The 14,785-nt window shown below is 55.7% G+C and carries 11 protein-coding genes; 10 read left to right on the top strand and 1 reads right to left on the bottom strand.

Annotation, left to right across the window (positions count from 1 at the left end):
- Window positions 1–175 precede the first annotated feature (175 nt).
- Window positions 176–1,033 (bottom strand): presqualene diphosphate synthase HpnD, encoded by an 858-nt coding sequence (gene hpnD, locus CLG94_RS09705; RefSeq protein ID WP_107563044.1) that lies wholly within the window; start codon window positions 1,031–1,033, stop codon window positions 176–178.
- A 299-nt stretch (window positions 1,034–1,332) separates the two neighbouring features.
- On the opposite strand from hpnD, the gene CLG94_RS09700 reads away from it, so the two are divergent.
- The 10 genes from CLG94_RS09700 to CLG94_RS13630 all read left to right on the top strand — a co-directional run bounded on the left by CLG94_RS09700 (window position 1,333) and on the right by CLG94_RS13630 (window position 14,639).
- Window positions 1,333–2,403: an alpha/beta hydrolase gene (locus CLG94_RS09700; RefSeq protein ID WP_161954126.1), complete on the top strand. Its 1,071-nt coding sequence runs from the start codon at window positions 1,333–1,335 to the stop codon at window positions 2,401–2,403.
- A 133-nt stretch (window positions 2,404–2,536) separates the two neighbouring features.
- Window positions 2,537–2,875, top strand: coding sequence for a rhodanese-like domain-containing protein (locus CLG94_RS09695; RefSeq protein ID WP_107563039.1), 339 nt, complete (start codon window positions 2,537–2,539; stop codon window positions 2,873–2,875).
- A 148-nt stretch (window positions 2,876–3,023) separates the two neighbouring features.
- Window positions 3,024–4,496, top strand: a complete 1,473-nt coding sequence (locus CLG94_RS09690) for a phosphoglucomutase/phosphomannomutase family protein (protein WP_153062399.1) — start codon at window positions 3,024–3,026, stop codon at window positions 4,494–4,496.
- 153 nt (window positions 4,497–4,649) lie between these two features.
- Window positions 4,650–6,323 carry an arginine--tRNA ligase gene (gene argS / locus CLG94_RS09685; RefSeq protein WP_107563035.1) on the top strand — a complete coding sequence of 558 codons (1,674 nt, stop codon included), beginning with the start codon at window positions 4,650–4,652 and terminating at the stop codon, window positions 6,321–6,323.
- A 149-nt stretch (window positions 6,324–6,472) separates the two neighbouring features.
- Window positions 6,473–6,745 (top strand): ribbon-helix-helix domain-containing protein, encoded by a 273-nt coding sequence (locus CLG94_RS09680; protein WP_107563033.1) that lies wholly within the window; start codon window positions 6,473–6,475, stop codon window positions 6,743–6,745.
- Entirely contained in the window at window positions 6,742–7,191 is a 450-nt protein-coding gene (locus CLG94_RS09675) for a type II toxin-antitoxin system VapC family toxin (RefSeq protein ID WP_107563032.1), read from the top strand. Before CLG94_RS09680 ends, CLG94_RS09675 begins: the two co-directional genes overlap by 4 nt.
- A gap of 111 nt (window positions 7,192–7,302) precedes the next feature.
- Window positions 7,303–9,729 (top strand): YecA family protein, encoded by a 2,427-nt coding sequence (locus CLG94_RS09670; RefSeq protein WP_107563030.1) that lies wholly within the window; start codon window positions 7,303–7,305, stop codon window positions 9,727–9,729.
- A 475-nt stretch (window positions 9,730–10,204) separates the two neighbouring features.
- On the top strand, window positions 10,205–11,875 hold the full coding sequence (locus CLG94_RS09660) for a site-specific DNA-methyltransferase (protein WP_107563026.1): 1,671 nt from the start codon (window positions 10,205–10,207) through the stop codon (window positions 11,873–11,875).
- Window positions 11,876–11,885: 10 nt separating this feature from the next.
- Window positions 11,886–14,429, top strand: a complete 2,544-nt coding sequence (locus tag CLG94_RS09655; RefSeq protein ID WP_107563024.1) for a DEAD/DEAH box helicase — start codon at window positions 11,886–11,888, stop codon at window positions 14,427–14,429.
- Between the two features lie 138 nt (window positions 14,430–14,567).
- Entirely contained in the window at window positions 14,568–14,639 is a 72-nt protein-coding gene (locus CLG94_RS13630; protein ID WP_239993197.1) for a hypothetical protein, read from the top strand.
- The last annotated feature ends 146 nt before the right edge of the window (window positions 14,640–14,785 follow it).

Here is a 14,785-nt window from a genome sequence, read left to right as displayed (position 1 = left end):
TCAGAAAGATCTTGAATCCACTGGGGGTTCATTCCCCGAGGCTTGCCGCGAGTTCGTCATACCGGCGGAAGCCGGTATCCATAGGGCCCGACTGGATTCCCCCCGTATCAAGTACGGGGCAGGCTTATCAAGCCCGGAATGACAATCAAAGCAAAGAGACTCAGGGGACATTACACTAAAAGCGCAGTATCGATCGGAGCCACAGACCGCCGGCCAACAAAAGCTTCCGGGGTTTACCAAGAGTGATATCCCCGCGGAAGACATCGTACTGTTGCGCTTCGATTCTGAGCAACAGGCGGTAGTAAATAGCCCGCATGATCTCTGCGGCCAGCAGCGACCGCTCATCCTCTGCCGACAACGCGGCTGAGGCTGCGTGAAAAAAGCCTCGGGCTCGCTCACACTGAAACTGCATCAGCTCCATGAAGGCGCGGTTGTATCGTCCGGCCAGCAGCTCTTCTTCAGAATATCCAAACTGCTTCAACTCATCCTGCGGAAGGTAGATCCGTCCTCGTTGTGCATCAACACCCACATCCCGAATAATGTTGGTCAGTTGAAAGGCAATGCCCAGTTGTTCGGCGTACGTCTTTGTCTGCGGATTGGTGTAGCCAAAGATTTCGATGCAGATGAGGCCTACAATCGACGCCACGCGGTAGCAGTACGGGTAGAGTTCGTCAAGCGTCGCATATCTGGCGCGCGTGAGATCCATCTCCATGCCATTGAGCAGCTCCTCGAAGTAGACCTTTGGGATATTGAACCGGCACGCGGCTTGGCCAACAGCCATGATGACAGGGGGCCCAACGCCGTCCTGAAAGTAGGTATCGAGCGCTTTTCTCCATCGGGTCAGCGCGGCCGAGGGATCGCCTCCAGCCTTTGACTCATCCACCAGATCGTCGCTCAACCGACAGAAGGCGTAGACGGCGTACATCGCCTCGCGTTTTGGCTTTGGGAGGAAGAGAAAGGAGTAGTAGAAGTTCGAGCCGCTCTTTTTGGTTACCTGGCGGCTGACGCTTCGAAGGTCATCTACCTGACTCATAGATCGTATTATAAGAAAATCAGGTCCCAGAGGCAAATGGCAATCACTGGTATCAGTGTAACTACCCAGGTGTTTAGGCTGAAGGCTGAAGACTGAAGGTTATAAATATCTCGCAAGACACGAATCGAGCCGTTCAAGACCTTCTCGGTTCCTACCACTAACAGCCTTCAGCCTTCAGTCTATCTACCTGTAGTTACAAAAGAAGTTGACACTCCTGCCTCTTCTAGCCTTATAATGATGGGCCTTCAATAGATAAGACATTGGTGCTTCGATAGAATATGCGGAGAAAGGAGAGCAGGATGGATCACTGGTTGCGAATCGGCAGGATGTGTCGAGTGGCGTTAGCGGTTGTCGCGATAAGCGCTTCTGCAGTGGGTGCGGCGGAGCAGGAGAACGCCATCGTCAAGGAGGAATTTTTGGTGCAGGGCAGGGATCAGGGGGTCAAACTGTTCGTTCGAGAGAAGCGGCTCTCGAACTTGCCAAAGATTACCAAAGAGAATGTGGTCCTGTTCGTCCATGGTCTTCCAGGCCCTGGCTCAGTCATTTTTGACCTTGCGCTTCCCGGATATTCCTGGTTGGAGTATGTGGCCGAACGCGGCTTTGACGCTTTTACCGTGGATATCAGGGGATTCGGACGCTCGACCAGGCCACCGGAAATGAAGGAATCTCCGGAACAGAACCTTCCCCTGGTTCGAGCGGATCAGGTGATGCGGGATATTGATGTTGCCGTCGATTACATCCGTTCCAAGCGAAAGGTGGATAAAGTCAACATCATCGGACACTCTATTGGCGCTTCCTGGTCCGCCCTGTATGCGACGATGCATCCGGAAAAGGTGAATAAACTGGTGATGTACGGGGCGATTTATGGGAAGAATTCTACCTTCGTCAGTACGTTCGGCGACCCGACCAACACCGATCGACCGCATTTTGAAATGGGGGCCTATCGCTATCTATCTCGGAAGGCAATGCTTGAGCAGTGGGATGGATGGATCAAGGCGGAACTCCAGGATGACTGGCGAGACAGGGAGGTCATTGATGCTTGGATCAGCACACTCTTGAACTCCGACCCCACAGCCAAACAACGCACTCCGGAATCGATCCAGGTTCCCAACGGCCCGTACATCGATTGGCACGAAATCCACGCGGGCCGATCGTTGTTCGATCCAGCGAGGATCAAGGCACCGACCATGATCGTTCGAGGGAGCGCCGAAGAGTTGATAAGCAACGAGGCCGCTGAAGAGCTCCTCCAGAAGCTCACATCGGCGCCATCCAAGCGGCGCTTGGACATTGGGGATTCAACCCATTACGCCATACTGGAGAAGAACCGCCTCCTACTCTATCGAGGCGTTCAGAACTTCCTGGAGGAGTAAAGCCGCGCATCGTCCTTGAAGCAAGGGAGGACGATGCGCTATTATACGCGTGTAGTGACTTACTGCGAGGGCATGCGGTTTCCTCTGTTGCGGTTGATGCGGCGATACATCGTCAAACTTGGGAAGGGAAGGTATGATATCGAAAGAGGAGTTCCAGGATCCATTTGATCGCATCACCCCGGGAACGGCCAAGGGGCTGATCGATAAAGGGGGCATGGTCGTGGTCGATGTGCGGGAGTCGGCGGAGTGGAGCCAGGGGCATATCGCCGAGTCCGTGCATATCCCTCTGGGAACGCTGATGAATCGCCCGCGAGAGCTGCTCCAGCAGGACGGCATCATCTTCGTGTGCGCCGAAGGAATCCGGAGCGCAGTGGCCTGCGAGGTTGCGGCGGCCATCGGTAGGACGCAGATCTACAACCTTGAAGGGGGAACCATTGCCTGGCTCAAGCAAGGCTACCCCCTCACGCGATGATCCCGATCCGTTTCCCGTCACCCAACTGCAATACTGTTCACTTAAGCCCCACGCCGTTCGCCCTGAGCTTGTCGAAGGGTAATTGTGGTTCGACAGGCTCACCACGAACGGCTAAAGTGAACAGCATTGAACCTAACTGCGGGTGCTGATGTCTGCGCCGCTGCAGATCCGCTTTGGGACGGACGGTTGGCGGGGAGTCATCGCCAGGGATTTCACCTTTGAGGGCGTTCGACTGGTTGCCGGCGCTGTAGCTGCAACCCTTCGAGCGAGCCATCCTGAAGGCCAGCGCTTCCTCGTCGCCGTCGGTCACGATACCCGCTTTCTCTCCCGTCGGTTCGCGCAGACAGCAGCTGACGCTCTTACCGCTCTCGGCGTAGAGGTTCGCCTCACGACCTCTCACGTTACCACCCCAATGTTGGCGTGCGCTATCCCGGTTCTCAAGGCGCGGGGTGGACTGATGGTCACTGCCAGTCACAATCCTCCATCCTACAACGGGTTGAAAGTCCGCATAGCCGATGGCGGCTGCGCGACGACGACCTTGACCGATCAGATCGAGGTAGAGGTCCGTCGCCTCTCGGGAGATCTCGGGGTTCGGCCGGAGGGCGCCTCTCCTTCGACGGACCAGACGACAGTGGGCGCGATCAATCCATTCGATCCCCTCCCGCAGTATCAGGAGCGGCTACGTACTCTGGTCGATATGGAGCGTATCGGCCGCTCAGGAATTCATGTTGTCATCGATCCGATGTACGGGGCGGCGCAGGGCATTGTGGCGGCGATGCTTCGACAGATCGGTCTGAAGGCCGAGGAGATTCACGCGGAGATCAACCCGTGGTTTGGGGGGGTGCCTCCTGAACCGCTGGGCGCGAGTCTCGGAGAGCTCGCCGAACGGGTCAGGGATCTGAACGAGTCGAGAAAGATTGGGCTGGCCTTTGACGGCGACGGCGATCGCCTGGGGGTCATCGATGAGACTGGGTCATATGTCACGCCGCACCAGGTCTTTGCATTGCTGCTGCAGCATCTGGTAACCAGGCGCGGACTCTCTGGAACGGTGATCAAGAGCTTTTCCACCACCACGATGATCGACCGGTTGACGGCGAGCCATGGCCTGCGGCTTGCGGTCACCCCGATCGGATTCAAGCACATTGCCGAGGTCATGCGAGGGGAGCCGTTTCTGATCGGGGGAGAGGAGAGCGGGGGGATTGGGTTTGCCGGGCACATCCCTGAGCGGGATGGGATTGTCAGTGCGTTGCTGCTGCTGGAGTGTATGGCGACAGAAAAGAAACCGCTTGGGGTGTTACTCGGGGAGCTGGAGGCGAAGGTGGGACCCCATTGCTATCGGCGTCTTGACCTGCAACTGGCTCGGTCTGAAGACGGGGCGGAACTCGGGCGACGCGTTGCGAGCGACCCACCAACCCATATCGACGAGTGGCGAGTGAAAGAGGTTCAGACCCTGGATGGCGTGAAGCTGGTCGGGGCAGACGGAGGCTGGCTGCTCATCCGGCCGTCAGGGACAGAGCCCGTGCTTCGCCTCTACGCCGAGGCGCCGACCCAGAGCCAGGTTTCTAGATTGCTCGACTGGGCGAAGGCGTGCGCCGATAAGATTCAGAGGAATATGCCGTGAGGCGCTACCGCACCACGACGTATGAAACGGCAACTTCGCCCCCCCATCCTCACCTTCCCCCTCATGGGGGGAAGGGACATCTCAGGCAGACTCCTCCCCCTTCGGAGGGGGAGGATTAAGGTGGGGGGGATTTTCTGAGGAATTACTCATCCTATGATTAGTGCTCTCAAAACAAACCTGACGAAATCGCTTCTGACCGCCATCAAGCAGGCTGGTTTAGAGAGCGGGCTTGCGCAGGATGCTCCCGCACAGCTTACGTGGGAATATCCGAGCGACCAGGCCTTCGGCGATCTCTCTACCACGCTGGCCTTCGGCCTGGCGAAAGCGCTGAGGCAGAAGCCTCGCGAGATCGCGCTCCAGATTGCCGCCTCAGCAACATTTCCTTCCGATCTGGTCGATCGCGTCGAGGTGGCGGGCGCCGGCTATCTGAACTTCTTTATCGCCAGGCCGTTCTGGCGTCATCTCGTTCAGGAGATCCTCCGAGCTGGATCGACGTACGGCAGGGCTGATGTCGGCGGCGGGCGCCGCGTACTCGTGGAGTTTGTCAGCGCGAATCCGACCGGCCCGCTCGTCGTGGTCAGTGCCAGGGCCGCGGCGATCGGTGATGCCATCGCTAGGCTCTTAGAGGCCATCGGGCATCGGCCGTACCGCGAGTACTATGTGAACGATGCGGGGAACCAATTCCGCAACCTCGCGTTGGCGATGGAGGTGCGGTGCCGTCAGCGCCTGGGTGAGGACTGCCCCATGCCAGAGGAGGCCTATCCGGGTGACTATCTGATCGATCTGGCCCGCGAGTTTCTGGAGCAGCACGGGCCCGAGGCGCTCTTAGCGCCGGAGCCGGAGCGCCGCGATCGACTGGGTCGCTTTGCGGTCGAGCGGATCCTCCGCTGGCAGCGGGCCTCGCTTGAGGCATACGGGGTCACCTTTGATGGGTGGTTTAGCGAGCGGGCCCTGCGGGAACGCCGCGAGCCAGAGCGGGTGATGGAGGCGCTGCGGGAGCGCGGCTTCCTCTATGAGCATGAGAGCGCCCTGTGGTTTCGCTCGACCGCCTTTGGCGATGATAAAGACCGGGTCCTTGTGAAGGGCGACGGCGATATCACTTATTTTCTTCCGGACATCGCCTATCACCAGGACAAGTTCGCTCGCGGGTTTGACCAGGTGATCGATCTCTGGGGCCCGGACCACCATGGCTACATTGCGCGGATGCGGGCTGCAATGCAGGCGCTCGACCATCCTCCCGAGGCGTTCAGGGTCCTGATCGTGCAGCTCGTCCGTTTAATGCGAGGGACCGAGCAGGTCCGGATGTCCAAGCGATCCGGGCAGTTCGTGATGATGGACGAGCTGGTTGAGGAGGTGGGCCGTGATGCGGCGCGCTTCATCTTTCTCACCAGACGGTGCGACAGCCATTTGGACTTTGACCTGGAGCTCGCCAAGTCGGCGTCCGAGGAAAACCCCGTCTACTACGTGCAGTACGCGCACACACGCCTGTGCAGCATTCTCCGGCAGGCGGCAAAGGCTCAGTTTCCAGCTCCCACCCCAGAGGATGCCCTCGAGTCGCTCGATCTGCAGGAAGAGATCGGGTTGATTAAGCAACTGGCGCTCTACCCGGAACTGGTGATCGGGGCGGCGCAGGCGCTGGAGCCGCACAGACTCACCACCTATCTGCACGACCTCGCCGCGCAGTTTCATGGCTACTATACCCGCCATCGCATTATCTCCGCCGATAGGAATCTCACGCGCGCTCGCCTGGCGCTGGTGGCTGCCCTTCGCGTGGTCATGGCCAACGCGCTTGGGTTGCTGGGCGTCTCCGCTCCCGAACGGATGTAGTTGCACGGTCACGATTACGCAATTCTTTCCTCGCCCCTCTCTCAACTTCTTGATATCACTAAGCATTTCTTAAATAAGGGATTGTCGCACTAAAACATACTTGACAACACATCGGTGATGTGCTTTAGTGATGTTATAGGAGGTGCGTCATGGCACGCGTAAACGTTTTCTTGAAAGATGCATTGCTCGATGAGATCAACGAGGAGGCGAAAGATGAGGGAACCAATCGCAGCGCTCTCATTCAGGCTGCGCTAGAAGAATACTTGCAGGCGAAACGGAAGAAGCGGGAAGAAGAGGAAAAGCGGGAGAAGATGCAGGAGGCCTCCCATAGGATTGATGACCTGGCTAAAGAGCTTGGGGATTGGGATCCCGTAGCGATCATTCGCCGCTTCCGCGATACAAATTTAAAGGGAGATCGATGATACCCGCATATCACCAGGGTTACGTGGTAGATGCGTCGGTTCTCATTAAATGGTTTGTTGAGCACGATGAACCTGACCGAGACCGGGCTCTGGCGCTCAAAGAGTTCCATGTATCAGGGCGCTGCACCATCTATGTGACGGAACTCACCTTCTTGGAGGTTCTCAACGCGATCCGCTTCGGTTCAAGGGCCAAGGAGGAGCATGGAGCAAGAGCCATAGCCGGGCTTGAAGGGTTACACCTCAATGTCACAGATACTGATTTTCAACTACTGCGTAAAGCCAACGCCATTGCCTGGGCCTACAAGATCACCATCTATGACGCCCTCTATGTGGCTCTTGGTGAGCAACTGGGATACCCGCTCATCACTGCCGACGAGGTCATGGTGAAAAAGCTGAGGGGTCATAGCATTGTCGTGCCGTTACGCGAATTGGAGGTCAAGAACTGACAAACTCACAAGATTATGGGGGCTGACCCCTGGCTACACGATATGTTGCCTAGCCTCCCCCTTTCTTTGTGCAACTCCACGGCTTCTCTGATAATTCTGATTTGAGACCTCATGGGAAAGAAGAGCAGCCGAAAAAAGGGCAGAACGAAGTGGATTCGCCCAACGCCCGATGAAGTTGTTAGCCGTGGGCCACTGAGTATCGCCCGCTATGGGCGAAGTGTTTTGCTCTCGAACCAGTCGACCCCGGAAGAGCACCGCGAGTTTCTGAGGAGAGCGGCGGACGCGAACAGGAGAATTCACGAGGAGCTGGCAGAGAAAGTTGGCAACCTCCAGGACCTGATCCACAAGTACGATGCTGTTCTGCTGCTGCACCGCGCCGCCTACGTGCTGCTGCCTCTATTCTTGAAGTACCGCTCTGAGAACGAGTTTGGTCCTGAAGAGTCATTCTCTCTGCCGGGCGTGGAGTATTTGCAGTACCTGATCGCGCGAACAGAAGCGAACACGACCGGGGCTGAGCCGACTGAGGAAGAGTGGGAGGCGGTCTGGTCGCTCACGCTCGATGTCCTGCGTCTAACACAACAGTATCTCTTTACAAGAAGGACTGAGGCGACTCCGCCTTCTGAAATCGACGACCTTCGATTTCATTTGGACACGGCTAGGCTAGCGATCCGGGTCCAACGCTATCCCTTCTTCCTTCGGGACTATTGGAAAGACTCACTGTTTCCCTACGAGCCGTGGATCAAGAAGCTCTATGGAATTAGCGTCGAGGACCTGATGCACGGACTACAGGCCCTCGAGGAGTATCAAAAGACAGGAGTGCTGGGCAGATACGCCGACGCCATGAGCGCTACGAATGCCCTGATGGAGCGCCTCAGAGAGAAAGGGTATGCCGTGGACTCAGACGCCACGGAAGAGAACATGGAGCGCACCAGACAAGCGGTTGCGTCACCCGAGTTTGCAGACGCTCATACCGAGGCGCAAGAGAAAGCTCGACTAACTTTCACGCCGGCAATCTTCGACATAACCGATTTGACGTCGCTTCCGAGATCACTTCTATCGACGTTGTCAGTCAGGCCAGGAGAAGCAGTTCTCCGAGATCCGACGCTAACAAAGCACGATGACCTGAGTCCGTTGTCCGACTCCCTTTGGCACTTCAAGCCGTTTCTCCAGGTCGGCGATCGGTTCTATTCGTTCTATCACTCAGGATTCGAAGATCGCATTGCCGAGATCATTGAAGGAGACCTTCTCAGCAAGAGAGCTGGCGACGGCACGATGATGGCGAAGAAACATTCGGATCACATCGAGAAGGTATCGAAGGAGCTCTTGAGTAGTGTGCTTCGACCGGATTTTGTCTTTGAGCAGGTCTATTATCCGAATCCCGACCGTCCTGGCGACCTGACCGAATTAGACATCATGTTGGGCGTCGATGATCTTCTCTTTCTCGTCGAAGTCAAATCCGGCGGCCTGTCGGGCGCGGCGAGCCGAGGCGCCCCGAAAAGCCTAGCGAGCGATCTTTCTGACCTGATCATCGCGGGCCAGCGTCAATCAGAAAGAGCTGAGCGTTACATCAAGTCCCAACCCGAAACTGTCTTCTACGATGAGTCAGGAAAGAACGTCGTACATAGACTGCGCATCGCCGACTACCGGAGAGTCTTTCGGGTTGTAGTTACCCGAGAGTTCCTTGGTTGGGTCGGCGCCAAGATCGCTGTGCTATCCATCCTCGACCCGGGACTCAGTAAGTCCTTTCCGTGGCACATATCAATTGATGACCTTCGAATCGTCGCCGAGCTCTTTATTGGTAAGGATCTCCAGTTCGTGCATTTCTTGGAGCAGCGACTCCAGGCATCATCAGAGACCGTCATGTCGCAGCATGACGAAATAGAGCATGTCGCCCTCTATCAGAAGCTGAACCAATACCACGAGCTGCCCATCAGAGGAATGGATCACATGTCGTTTGATCCTTCCTATATGAAGCACATCGACTTCTATTTTGCTGCACGTTACGCCGGCGAGTCTCCACGCGTTCCGGAACAGAACCTACCCCCAAAGATGAGCGGCTTCTTAGAAGCACTAAGTACATCTCGCTTGCCTGGGAGATTCGAGGTCGCCTCGATCCTCTTTTCTATGGGCCAAGAAGGCAGAGACGAGTTCGAAGCGAATCTCGTAGCTCTAGAGGGCAGACGGAGTGCAAGCAGACAGCCAAGTCTCCATCTGCCGTTCAGCAGCAACTCAATCGGGCTGAGTGTCACCCATGCCTCGGAAAACAACTTCAATGAGGAACTGGTCAGGTGCGCTGCGCGGATGCGACAAGGCGGCAGCACCAGATGGCTTGTGGTCCAACTAAAGAATCAGAGCACCTATCTCATAAGAAAGATTCGCATCATAACGCCTAGCACTTTCTCCGAAGCGGAGCTCTCTCGAGGCCGGTCACACATCGAGCAGCAAGTCATACATGCGACCTCGTCGCGGAAGATTGGCAGGAATGAGCATTGTCCGTGCGGCTCCGGGAGGAAATATAAAGCCTGCCACGGGCGATAGGATTCGGACCCGGCCGAAATCGATCGGAGGTTAGAGGGACAGGTCTTGCAATCACACAGGGGTCAGAAATTCGGGGTCAGACTTGAGTGTTGACTTATTGCTCGGGCCATCGACGATCCCTTGAACGGTTTCACCCAATTCGGGTACGATCTCAACGGTAATCTCCTCAGCGTGACCGATACCTGGGGCAGCGGACGACTTGGCGTTCGGCAGACGGAACCGTGCGAGGCGACGGGAGCAGATGGGCCAACGGGCAGGGAGCGGTGGAGTCGCATCTGAATTGGGAGCGAGGACGGATAAGGGCCGTTTATTCACGTGAGGGACTTCAATTGTTAACGTCAAAACCTGACCCTCAACCTCTCGCGAAGGTTCGACTAGGAACGATTCGAGCCTTTTTGTTTTTGCTTGACGGATAGTTAGCCGTGGTCTAGCCTCCACCCATTCCCCTAGCAAACTCATAGGAGTCCAACGACAGATGCCGGTTTTGCAGTTCAAAGGGAAGACCGCGATTGAGTGCTATCACCACACGATTTCGCACCATACCCTGGAGTTCGACGCCAAGCTGTCGGTCCTAGGGAAGGGCGAGAAGCCAGCACTCGACGGCAACCTCATCATCGAGGGTGACAACCTCATCGCCTTAAAGGCCCTTCTTCCCACCCACGCGGGACGGATCAAGTGTATCTATATTGATCCGCCATACAATACCGGCAATGAAGGGTGGGTCTATAACGACAACCTCACTCAGCCGCAGTTCAAAGAGTGGATAGGGCGAGCGGTGGGCAAAGAGGGAGAGGACGCTACTCGCCACGATAAGTGGTGCTGCATGATGTATCCGCGCCTCCAGCTATTGAAGGAACTTCTTCGCGACGATGGGGCCATATTCATCAGTATCGACGATAACGAAGTCCACAATCTGCGGATGATGATGGATGAGATTTTCGGCCCAGAAAACAGGCTGGGTGTGCTTATTTGGAAATCGAGAAACTTCCCGGACACTCGACCCAAAACGGGAGTTTCGGTTGACCACGAATACATCCTGGCGTATCGGAAATCCTCGGATGGTCGGCTTCTTGGAAAAAGGCGTAGTGAGACGAAATATTCCAATCCTGACAAGGATACACGTGGTGATTGGACAAGCTGTAGCCTTTTAGGCAAAGCGACTAAAGAACAGCGACCCAATCTTCACTACGACTTTGTTAACCCCAAAACTAAAGAGGTGTATCGATGTCCTCCGGCAACAGGATGGATTTGCAGTAAGACGACGATGGACCAAAAGATTGCCGAAGAAAGAATCTTTTGGCCACGAAAAGCAGGAGGACGGCCACGAGAGAAGGTGTTCCTTAAAGAACTGGAATCAGGCGTTCTCGGATTCCCGAGTGTGATTGACGGAGTCTTTACCAGCGACGGAACGGAAGAGATACGGCAAATATTTGGAGACCAGATCGGTACAGTATTACCTTTCCCGAAGCCGTCTCTACTTATTCGGGACTTGGTGGCACAGGTAGCCGTGGGAGACGATTTTGTTCTTGACTCTTTTGCCGGGTCCGGAACGACCGCTCATGCAGTATTGAGGCTGAACGAGGAAGACGGCGGCAACCGGAGGTTTATTCTTGTTCAGATTCCCTACGAAATGAAAGAGCAGGAGAAGAACAAGTTCAACATCTGCCAGAAGATCACAGCGGAGCGGGTCCGGCGGGTCATTCAGGGGTTTACGTATACGAGCCCGAAGGGTAAGAAAGAAAAAGTTACGGGGCTAGGCGGCTCCTTCGCCTATGTCTGCGTCGGCAAACCGCTCTTCGGTGAATACCGCGATTGGGGCAAGCAGTTGCCCGGCTATGACGATCTCGCCAAGTACATCTTTTATACGGAGACCAGCCGAGACTTCGACCGGAAGGCGATGAACGAGAAAACCGGGAAGATCGGTGAACATCACGGGACCAGTTACTATCTGCTCTACACTCCAGACGGTCAGGAAGACCGCCGATTGGACATGGAATGGCTCAAGGGTCTCGACAAGATGGAGAAGAACAGGAGCTTGGTGGTTTACTGTGAGAAAATTTGGGTGCACCGTGATGACCTGGCGAAGTTTGAGCAGAAAACGAAGCGGACGGTGCGGCCCATGATTGTCCCGTTCAACTTGAAGTAGCAATCCTCTCATGCAACTGAAGCGTTATCAGGAACGCGTCATAAGCGAAGTTAAACTCTTTCTGGACGCGTTGGCTTCGGAGCAAACGGCCGGGAGTCAGTACGCATCCTTGGCTGCTTGGGATAAAGCGAAGAAACTGTTTCATCTGCCCGGCGAGTATCGACCACGCAAGAACGGTCTAGGAAAAGACCTCCCTACGTGTTGCATCAAGGTACCCACCGGCGGCGGGAAGACTTTACTGGCTACTCAGATTCTTGGGCTTGTCTATCAAACTATTCTGAAGAACCGCAACGGCTCTGGGTTGGTGTTGTGGGTGGTTCCCAGCGATCAGATATACAAGGACACGCTCAAGGCGCTTCGCGACCGTAGGCACTTCTATCGCGAATCATTGGAGTTCGTGCTGTCACGCCGTATTGAGGTGTGGGAAAAGCACGAGATTTTTCGCCTGACGCCGGGGCAGTTACGCAGCAACCTAAATATCCTACTCCTGAAACTCGCCAGTACCAACCGCGAGACGCGCGAGCAGCTCAAGTTCTTCCGCGATAGCGGGGGCAACATCGTCCAGCATTTCCCGCCCGAAAATGATCCAGAAAAGCACGGGGCGCTCAAGGTTCAGTTCCTGAACCTAGACATGCTGGGGGATGACGACGACCAGGACGAGAGGTTGGTCAAAACCTCGCTAGGCAACTTGGTCCGTCTCTGCGAGCCGCCGGTCATCTTGGACGAAGGACACAAGGCCACCAGCGAGCTCGCTCGGAAGACCATTGAGGGATTCAATGCCTCAGTGGTGGTCGAACTGTCCGCCACGCCACATAAGGAAGCCAACGTCCTCGTTCGGGTAACCGGCAAAGAACTGCTTGGTGAACAGATGATCAAGTTGCCGATCAACATCGCCAACGCCAACCAGCCGTCTTGGAAGAATTGCCTGACGCAGGCGCGAGAAAAGAGAGAGCACTTAGCGAAACTCGCGGAGAAGCATTACAGGGAAAGCGAGAAACTCATTCGCCCGATCGTGCTGGTCCAAGTCGAACGGACAGGGAAGGACCAGCGGGACAGCGGCTTCGTCCACAGCGAAGACGTGAAGCAACATCTGATGCAGAGAGAGGGTGTCCATGAATCGGCCATCGCCATCAAGACCTCGGACACTGACGATATTGAGGGCATTGATCTCCTCGCCGAAGGATGCCGCGTGGAATGGATTATCACCAAGGCAGCCTTGCAGGAGGGATGGGATTGCCCCTTCGCCTATATCCTGGTCTCCCTGAACAACACCGGCAGCCAGCAGAGTATGACCCAACTGGTAGGGCGGGTGCTTCGGCAGCCGTATGTGGAGAGGACGCCGTTCGACGAGCTGAACGAGAGCTATGTGTTTTGTTTGCGGCGAAAGGCGGCGGATATTTCTCGTGAGGTCAAGAAGGCGCTGGAACAGGAGGGCTACGAAGGCGACGCGGCCAGCGTCGTTGACCGCAGTACGGACGACGGCAAAGCCGGACAGAAGCGCGTGACTACTATTCGTGAAGAATTCCGCCGTTACTATCGGGAGTTCGAGGGTAAGATTTATCTGCCCCGCTTTTGCGTCAAGCACGGAGACACGTACGATGTCCTCGACTATTTCCGGCATTTGCTCAGTCAGGTCGATGTCACACGGTTCGATTACGCCGGAATAGATTGGAACATGACGGCAGCGATCGAAGCGGCAAAGGATTCCATCTATCGCCTGACCCTTGAACAAGATGATCTTGAGCGTGTGGCGGAACGCGAATCTGTTACCCTGGAGACTGATGAGCAGGTGAAGGCCTGGTTGGTAGCCAGCCTGCCGTTTAATTACTTCAGCCAGAAGCAGCTACGGGAGATCGTCAGTCGGGTGACTGATCGTCTGTATCAGCTCACCCCGGAGCTTTCAGGCCGGTTGGGACTGGTTAAGTTTGAGGTGCGTGAAAAGATTGTCGGATTGATCCAGCGTGGGACGGACCGTCAAACGCAAGAAGCGTTCGAGGCGCTGTTCAAAAACAAACGGCTCGGCTTCTATCTTGAATGTGTGGAAGGGCGCTTTGAAATTCCACCCAAGATTGAGATACGGGGAACAAAGAAGCTGATACATGTCGATCACGAGCCGGTCCAACGGTCCCTCTTTGATTACGTGCCGGACGACCTCAATGAGTACGAGAAGTCGGTCGCACTGTATCTCGACAAGCATCCCGAAGTCCTGTGGTGGTATCGAAATCTCGTTGGTGTGGATTGTTTCTCGATCCAAGGCTACAAGCGGAATAAGATTTATCCGGATTTCGTGGTTCAACAGGGTCACAATAAAAAGCCGGTTGCCTCTGTGGTTGTGGTCGAAAGCAAGGGCAAGCATCTCAAAGGAAACGAAGACACAACCTACAAGCGGACGGTGGGCAGCTACTTTCAAAAAGTTGGCCAGAAAGTCCCCTGGCAGAAACTCGCGGAAGACTTCCGGGACGAGACATTCCGCTTTCAAGTCCTGGACGAGGGAGAATACGCGGATCGTGACTGGCGAGATGATCTAAAGAAGCTGCTCAATTCACCGGTCTAGCCGAATTGCAGAGGTGCTGGAGCCGCACAGGCTCACCATCTATCTGCACGACCTCGCCGCGCAGTTTCACGGCTACCATATACCCGCCATCGGATTATCTCCGCCGATAGGAATCTCGCGCATGCACGCCTGGCGCTTGTGGCCGCCCTTCGCGTGGTCATGGCCAACACGCTTGGGTTGCTTGGCGTCTCCGCTCCCGAACGGATGTAGCTTTCGCGTCGGGACATCAGGCTTCGCGGCGGCCTACTTCAGGCCCTCGGTAGTGTCCTAATTTGATTGGGCTGATTTTGCTCATGGCATGGATGTTGGTTAATACCTTATGGGGTAGCATATTTAACTTGTAGATAACATTTTTC

The organism is Candidatus Methylomirabilis limnetica (assembly GCF_003044035.1).
Lineage (GTDB): Bacteria > Methylomirabilota > Methylomirabilia > Methylomirabilales > Methylomirabilaceae > Methylomirabilis > Methylomirabilis limnetica.
This window is presented reverse-complemented; position numbering and strand designations above follow the sequence as displayed.